6 protein-coding genes are annotated in these 6,996 nt (G+C 76.0%); 4 read left to right on the top strand and 2 right to left on the bottom strand.

From position 1 onward, the window contains the following. Positions 1 to 260: 260 nt before the first annotated feature. Positions 261 to 1,772 (top strand): nitrilase-related carbon-nitrogen hydrolase, encoded by a 1,512-nt coding sequence (locus DZF91_RS30685; RefSeq protein WP_117360571.1) that lies wholly within the window; start codon positions 261 to 263, stop codon positions 1,770 to 1,772. Here DZF91_RS30685 and DZF91_RS30680 read toward each other — a convergent pair. Then, positions 1,744 to 3,282, bottom strand: a complete 1,539-nt coding sequence (locus tag DZF91_RS30680; protein WP_235834674.1) for a sensor histidine kinase — start codon at positions 3,280 to 3,282, stop codon at positions 1,744 to 1,746. The two genes, DZF91_RS30685 and DZF91_RS30680, sit on opposite strands and share 29 nt — an antisense overlap. Continuing rightward, positions 3,279 to 4,007: a response regulator transcription factor gene (locus tag DZF91_RS30675; RefSeq protein ID WP_117360570.1), complete on the bottom strand. Its 729-nt coding sequence runs from the start codon at positions 4,005 to 4,007 to the stop codon at positions 3,279 to 3,281. Before DZF91_RS30675 ends, DZF91_RS30680 begins: the two co-directional genes overlap by 4 nt. Before the next feature lie 135 nt (positions 4,008 to 4,142). On the opposite strand from DZF91_RS30675, the gene DZF91_RS30670 reads away from it, so the two are divergent. From DZF91_RS30670 to DZF91_RS30660, 3 genes are all read left to right on the top strand, one after another. After that, complete coding sequence (locus tag DZF91_RS30670) at positions 4,143 to 5,510, top strand: ferredoxin reductase family protein (protein ID WP_117360569.1); 1,368 nt, start codon at positions 4,143 to 4,145, stop codon at positions 5,508 to 5,510. Between the two features lie 100 nt (positions 5,511 to 5,610). Beyond that, the gene (locus DZF91_RS30665) at positions 5,611 to 6,114 is read left to right on the top strand and encodes an FMN-binding protein (RefSeq protein ID WP_117360568.1); all 504 of its coding nucleotides are present in this window, start codon (positions 5,611 to 5,613) and stop codon (positions 6,112 to 6,114) included. Next, positions 6,107 to 6,931 (top strand): FAD:protein FMN transferase, encoded by an 825-nt coding sequence (locus DZF91_RS30660; RefSeq protein ID WP_235834673.1) that lies wholly within the window; start codon positions 6,107 to 6,109, stop codon positions 6,929 to 6,931. Before DZF91_RS30665 ends, DZF91_RS30660 begins: the two co-directional genes overlap by 8 nt. Positions 6,932 to 6,996: the final 65 nt, after the last annotated feature.

Raw genomic sequence — 6,996 nt, 5'->3', positions numbered from 1 at the left:
TCCCGGCCGAGCAGCGCCGCCGCGTCGAGCAGGCTGAGGCCGCCGCCGAGCGCGGCGTCGGCCAGCCACGGCCGCCCGGCGAGGCGCAGTCGTGCGCCGCGCAGGACGGCCAGGGATTCGGTGCTCATCGCCGCCCACCCTAGGACGCGCTGATCTGCGGCACATCGTCCGCGCGGCGCATCGAAGGTTGCGCCGGGACCGTGCGAGTTCGCCACCCGGGAGGACGCGCCGTGAGGGTCCGCCTACCTAGCGTCGAGGCCATGAAGAGAACCGCTCTGCTCGCCGCCGGAGCCGCGCTGATGACGCTCGCCGTCGGCGGTCGCTGGGACATCGCGCTCGCCGCCTGGATCTTCCCCGTCCTGCTCCTGCGGTTCGCCCGGACCGGCCGGGCCTGGACGGCCGCCGCCGGGATCTGGGCCGCCAACGTCGCCGCCGCCCTGTTCTGGACCTGGGAGTCCGCGCTCGGGTCCGGGCCGGTCGTCATCGCGGGCGCGGCGGCGATCGGCGCGCTGCGGACCGTCCCGTACGTCCTGGACCGGTGGCTCGTCCGCAGGCTGCCCCCGTGGCCCGCGCTGCTGGTGTTCCCGGCGGCGGTCGCCGGGACCGAGTTCCTGCTGACGCTGCTCACGCCGTTCGGGACGGCGTTCGGCGTGCTCGCCGTCACCCAGTACGGCGAACTGCCGCTGCTGCAGGTCGTCGCGGTCACCGGGTCGTACGGGATCGGGTTCCTGATCGCCTGGTTCGCCGGGGTCGTGAACCTCGCCTGGGCCGACCGGACCCGGCGGGCGGCGCGTCCGTGCGCGGTCTTCGCGGGCGTCCTGCTGGCCGTCGTGGCGTTCGGCGGCGTGCGGCTGGCGTTCTTCTCCTCGGCTCAGCACACCGTGCGGATCGCGGGTGTCGGGCCGCGCCCGGAGCTGCGCGCCGCCGAGAAGGCGGCGGTCCGCCGGATCCCGGGCGGGCGGCGCGAGGTCGCGACGGCGCCCGCCGCGTCGGTGGGTCCCGCGATGCACGCGGTGCTCGCCGACCTGCTCGCGAGCACCCGCCGGGAGGCGGCGGCGGGCGCGAGGATCGTCGTCTGGCCGGAGAACGCCGTGTCCGCGCAGGAGGCCGGCGAGCGGGCCGTGATCGACGCCGCCCGCGCCGAGGCCCGCCGCGACGGCGTCTACCTGGAGATCGGCGTGAACGTGTACGGGGCGACCGGGCCGTCGTTCGGCAAGGACGAGACGCTGCTCATCGGCCCGGACGGCGCCGTGCTCTGGACCTACCAGAAGGCGCACCCGATCCCCGGCTCGGAGACCTTCGAGCCGGGCGACGGGCACGTCCCGGTCGTGGACACGCCGTACGGAAGGCTCGCGAACGTCATCTGCTACGACGCCGACTTCCCCGCCATGATGCGGGTGCGCGCCGATATCGTCCTCGTCCCGTCACACGACTGGCGCGAGTACGGCGACGCGCACACCCGCAAGGCGTCGCTGCGCGCCATCGAGGGCGGGTACGCGCTGTTCCGGCAGGACGGCCAGGGCGTGACCAGCGCGTTCGACCGGCACGGACGGGTGCTCGCGACCACCGACACCTTCGCCGCCGGGGTCGAGACGACCGTCGCCTACGTTCCGACGCGCGGCGGGACGACCGTCTACGACGTCGTCGGCGACGCGTTCGCGTGGCTGTGCCTGGGCGCTGTCGGTGTCCTCGCCGTCGCCGGAGCCGTCCGGGGCCGGAGGCGGAACGCGGAGGCGGCGCAGGTCACGCGGGAGGACGTCCTGGCAGGGTGACGCGGAAGACCGTCCGGCCGGGGGCGGAGTCGAGTTCGGCGCGCCCGCCGTGCGCGGCGGCGACCCCGGCGACGATGGCCAGGCCGAGGCCGGTGCTCCCCGACGCGCGGGACCGGCCGCGGTCTCCCCGGACGAACCGGTCGAACACCTCGTCCCGCAGGTCGGCGGGCACCCCCGGCCCGTCGTCCTCCACCTCCAGCACCGCGCCCTCGCCCGCCGCCCGGCGGGGCCGCTCCAGCCGGACGGTCACGCGCGTCCCGGCGGGGGTGTGGGTGCGGGCGTTGGCGAGCAGGTTCGCGAGCATCTGGTGCAGCCGGTGCTCGTCGCCGCGGACCGTGACGGGCTCCTCGGGCAGCTCCATCGTCCAGCGGTGGTCCGGGCCCGCCACGCGGGCGTCGGCGACCGCGTCCAGGACCATGCGGGTGAGGTCCACCGGCTCGACGGCCAGCGGACGGCCCGTGTCGAGGCGGGCGAGCAGCAGCAGGTCCTCCACGAGGTCGCCCATCCGCACCGACTCGGCCTGGATCCGGCCGAGCGCGTGCCGCACGTCGCCCGGCAGCCCGTCCCGGACGCCCGGCGGGCGGCGCAGCGCCAGCTCCGCGTGGCCGCGGATGGTCGCGACCGGGGTGCGCAGCTCGTGGCTGGCGTCGGCGGCGAAGCTGCGCAGCCGCTGTTCGCTGGCCTGCCGCCGGGCCAGCGCGTCGGCGACGTGCCCCAGCATCCGGTTGAACGCCGCGCCGACCCGTCCGACCTCCGTGCGCGGGTCGGCGTCCGGGACCCGCTCGGGCAGCGCGACCTCGCCGCTGGCGAGCGGCAGCTCGGCGACCCGTGAGGCGGTCGCGGCGACCCGGCGCAGGGGACGCAGCGTGAGCCGCACCCACCCCGCGGCGGCGACCGCGGCGAGCGCCAGGACGATCCCGAACACCGCCAGCTCGACCAGCGCCAGCCGCCGCGTCGTCTCCTCCACCGGACGCAGCGGCAGCCCGGTGACCAGCACGTCGCCGTCGTCGCCCGGGTAGGCCGCCAGCCGGTAGTGGTGCAGCGCCGACAGCCGCACGGTGCGCGGCCGGTGGTCCGGCGGCAGCGCGTTGAGGGCGCGCACGTCGGCGGCGCTCACCGGGACGCCCACGACCGCCCGGTCCCGGACGACGCCGGCCGCGGTCACCCGGCCGCCGAACAGCCGCGCGGCGAACGTCTTCGGCGGCACCCCGCGCGTGTCGGGGTCCCGGTTGTCGGAGTCGGGCCGCCGCTCGTGCTCCAGCCCGGCGGCCAGCCGCGGGCCGAGGGAGGTGATCTGCTCGTCGACGCGTCCGACCAGGAAGCCGCGCAGGGCGGTGACCGTCGCGACCCCGACCGCCAGGCAGCAGAACGCCAGCAGCGCGACCAGGCCGAGCGTGAGCCGGGCGCGCAGCGTCCGCGGGAACAGGCCCCGCAGGACGTCCGCCGCCGGCCCGCCGCGGCCCGCCGCCGGACCGCCGGGAGCCGCCGCCGGGTCCGGGGAACCGGTCACCGGGTCTCCGGCTTGAGCACGTACCCCACCCCGCGGACGGTGTGGATCATCGGCGTCCGGCCCGCGTCGATCTTCTTGCGCAGGTAGCTCACGTACAGCTCGACGACGTGCGCCCGGCCGCCGAAGTCGTAGCTCCACACCCGGTCGAGGATCTGCTCCTTGCTCAGCACCCGCCGGGGGTTGCGCATCAGGAACCGCAGCAGCTCGAACTCGGTCGGGGTCAGCTCGACCACCTCGCCGTCCCGCGTGACCTCGCGGGCGTCCTCGTCCATGCTGAGCCCGCCCACGGTGAGCAGCGCGGACGCGGCGGCGCGGCGGGTCAGCCCGGCCCGGCGCAGCAGCCCGCGCAGCCGGGCGAGGAGCTCCTCCAGGCTGAACGGCTTGGTGACGTAGTCGTCGCCGCCCGCGGTGATCCCGGCCACCCGGTCCTCCACGGCGTCGCGGGCCGTGAGGAACAGCACGCAGACCTCCGGCGAGGCGGCCCGCAGCTCCCGCAGGACGCTCAGCCCGTCGATGTCGGGCAGCATGACGTCCAGCACGACCGCGTCCGGCCGGAACTCGCGCGCGACCGCGATCGCCCCGGCGCCGTCGGCGGCGGTCCGCACCTGCCAGCCCTCCTGCGCCAGCACGCGGCCCAGCACGTCGGTCAGGTCCGGCTCGTCGTCCACCACCAGCACGCGGACGGGTGTCCCGTCGGCATGGCTCAGCCCTCGAACGTCCTCCATGGCCCCCAGTTTCCCTCCCCTTCCTGTGTGTTCCCTCTGAATCGGCTCAGAAGCAGGGGATACGCGGGTGGTTCTGAGGGTTCTCAGAGGTTCGTCAGGCACTGTGACGGGACGCCGGTCGAAAGGGGGGCTGGAATGACAGCGGTTCGTTCCGGGAACGCCGTGCCGAACCTCCGCCGCGCCCATGCGAGGCCGCGGCGGCGGGGCCTGCGGGCAGGATGGGTGCTCGGGGCCGTCTACGCGGGCGGCCTGGCCGTCCTGGCGCTGTGGTGGCAGGGCACGGACTCGGTGGTGGGGGCCGCCGGGTGGCTGACCGACGGGGCCCGGATCACCGGGCTGCTGGCGGCCTACGGCTGCGCGGTGATGCTCGCGCTCATGGCCCGCGTCCCGGCGCTGGAGAGCGGGGTCGGCGCGGACCGGCTCGCGCGCTGGCACGCCGCGGGCGGGCGCTACACGGTCTGCCTGGCGCTGGCGCACGTCCTGCTGGTGGTCTGGGGGTACGCGCTGGTCGACCGGAAGAACGTGGTCGCCCAGACGGGCGACCTGGTCTTCCACTACCCGGAGATGCTCAAGGCGACGCTCGGCACCCTGCTGATGTTCGCCGTGGGGATCACCTCGGCGCGGCTGGCCCGGCGCAGGCTGCGGTACGAGGTCTGGCACCTGCTGCACCTGGGCACCTACCTGGCGGTCTTCCTGGTGTTCTTCCACCAGCTCGCCAACGGCGCGCAGTTCGTCGGCCGGCCGGTGGCGCAGATCTTCTGGTACGCCTTGTTCATCGGGGTCTCGCTGGTGCTGGCCTGGTACCGGTTCGCCGTCCCCGTCCTGCGGAACCTGCGGCACCGGATGCGGGTCGCCGAGGTCCGGTTCGAGTCGCCGGGCGTGGTGTCGGTGTACGTCACGGGGCACCGCCTGGACGACCTCGCGGCGCGGCCCGGCCAGTTCTTCCGCTGGCGGTTCCTCGCGCCGGGCATGTGGTGGGCCGCGAACCCGTACTCGCTGTCGGCCCCGGCCCGCGACGGCCTGCTGCGGATCACGGTCAAGGCGGCGGGCGACCACAGCCGCGCCCTGGTCCGGCTGCGGCCCGGCACGCGCGTCTGGGCGGAGGGGCCGTACGGGGCGCTCACCGAGGCGAGGCGGACCCGGCGGGGCGTGCTGCTCCTCGCGGGCGGCGTCGGGATCACCCCGCTGCGCGCGCTGTTCGAGACCCTGAGCGGCGACGTCACCCTGGTCTACCTGGCGCGCCGTCCCGAGGACCTGGCGCTGCGCGGCGAGCTGGAGGCCATCGCGGCCCGCGGCGACCGCCGCGTCCTGTGCTTCGTGGACGACCCCGCCGAGTACTCCCTCCCGCTCACCGCCGCGTCGCTGCGCTCGGTGGTGCCCGACGTGGCCGAGCGGGACGTGTACCTGTGCGGCCCGCCCGGCATGGCCCGCGCGGCCCACCGGGCGCTGCGCGAGGCGGGCGTCCCGGGGCGGCGCGTCCACCACGAGTCCTTCGAGTTCTGAGCAGAGTTCCGAGCACGAGTTCCGATCACGAGTTCTGAGCACGAGTTCCAAGCACGAGTTCCAAGCACGGGCCCGGCCGGGCTCGGGGAGGAGGCGAACGATGCGCCGAGCCGTTCTCGCCACCAGCGCGACGGTGGCCGGGATCAGCCTGCTGCTGGCCCTGAAACCGCACCACGGCGGCCTGGCCTCCGCCTCGGGCACGTCGGGCGGGGGCGGTGCGGGCGGCGGGGCCGTGGCCGGGTCGCCGCCGGAGTCGTCCGGCCCGTCCAAGGCGGGCGGGGGCACGGGCGGACGTACGAGTGGCGGTGCGGGCGGGCGCTCCGCCGCGCACGGCACCTTCACCGGCGACACGGTCGACACCCGGTACGGACCCGTCCAGGTCCAGGTGACGCTGGCGCACGGGAAGCTGACCGGGGTGAAGGTGCTGCAGGCGCCGTCGGAGAACGGGCGGGACCGGCGGCTGACGGAGATGGCCGTCCCGCGGCTCACCCAGGAGACGCTCGCCGCCGGAAACGCGCGGATCGACACCGTGTCCGGCGCCACCTACACCAGCGAGGGCTACATCCACTCGCTGCAGAGCGCCCTGGACAAGGCCCATGCGTGAGCCGACGCCCGCCGAGGAGGCGATGCCCGCGGACGAGCCGACGCCCGCGGACGAGGCGGTGCCCGCGCGCGAGGTCCGCGTGGTGCACGTGATGGGCACGGTGTTCTCGTTCGACGTCCGGACGCCGATGACCCCGGCGATCGACCGCGCGCTGGACGCGGCGGAGGACTGGCTGCGCCACGTGGACGCCGTGTTCTCGACCTACCGCCCCGACAGCCACATCAGCCGCCTCGCCTCCGGGACGCTCACGCTCGACCAGTGCCCCGGCGAGGTCGCCGAGGTGCTCGCGCTCTGCGCGCGGGTCGCCGAGGAGAGCGGCGGCCGGTTCACCTGGACGCCGCACGGGCGGCTCGACCCGTCCGGGCTGGTGAAGGGCTGGGCCGCCGAGGCCGCCTCCGACCTGCTGTTCGAGGCGGGCGCGGCCGACCACTGCGTGAACGCGGGCGGCGACGTCCAGGTGCGCGGCTCCGCCGGTCCCGGCCAGGCATGGCGGATCGGCCTGGCGCACCCGTTCCACCCGGGCGACCTCATGGCCGTCGTGACGGGGACCGACCTCGCGGTCGCGACGTCCGGGACGTCCGAGCGCGGCGACCACATCGTGGACCCGCGCACCGGCCGTCCCCCCGTCGGCCTGGCCTCCCTGACGCTGGTCGGACGCCGCCTCACCCGCGTGGACGCCCTGGCCACCGCGGGTTTCGCGATGGGCGAGGACGCCCGCGACTGGATCGCCGGGCTGGCCGGCATCGAGGCGTTCGCCGTCACCGCCGACGGCCGCGCCTGGGCGACGCCCGGCTTCCCCGCCTGGACCGGCGGCTGACGTCCCCGCCCGGGCGGGCGGCTGACGTCCCCGCCCGGGCGGGCGGCCGACGCGGCGCGGCGGCG

Source organism: Actinomadura logoneensis (assembly GCF_003428695.1).
Classification (GTDB): domain Bacteria; phylum Actinomycetota; class Actinomycetes; order Streptosporangiales; family Streptosporangiaceae; genus Spirillospora; species Spirillospora logoneensis.
Note: the sequence above shows the minus strand (reverse complement) of the source record. Positions and strands in the feature narration are given on the sequence as shown.

What these genes read in the sequence shown, in the direction of transcription:
- DZF91_RS30660 (WP_235834673.1), top strand. Translation starts at nt 6,107, where the DNA reads ATGCGTGAGCCGACGCCCGCCGAGGAGGCGATGCCCGCGGACGAGCCG.
- DZF91_RS30670 (WP_117360569.1), top strand. Translation starts at nt 4,143, where the DNA reads ATGACAGCGGTTCGTTCCGGGAACGCCGTGCCGAACCTCCGCCGCGCC.
- DZF91_RS30675 (WP_117360570.1), bottom strand. Translation starts at nt 4,007, where the DNA reads ATGGAGGACGTTCGAGGGCTGAGCCATGCCGACGGGACACCCGTCCGC.
- DZF91_RS30665 (WP_117360568.1), top strand. Translation starts at nt 5,611, where the DNA reads ATGCGCCGAGCCGTTCTCGCCACCAGCGCGACGGTGGCCGGGATCAGC.
- DZF91_RS30685 (WP_117360571.1), top strand. Translation starts at nt 261, where the DNA reads ATGAAGAGAACCGCTCTGCTCGCCGCCGGAGCCGCGCTGATGACGCTC.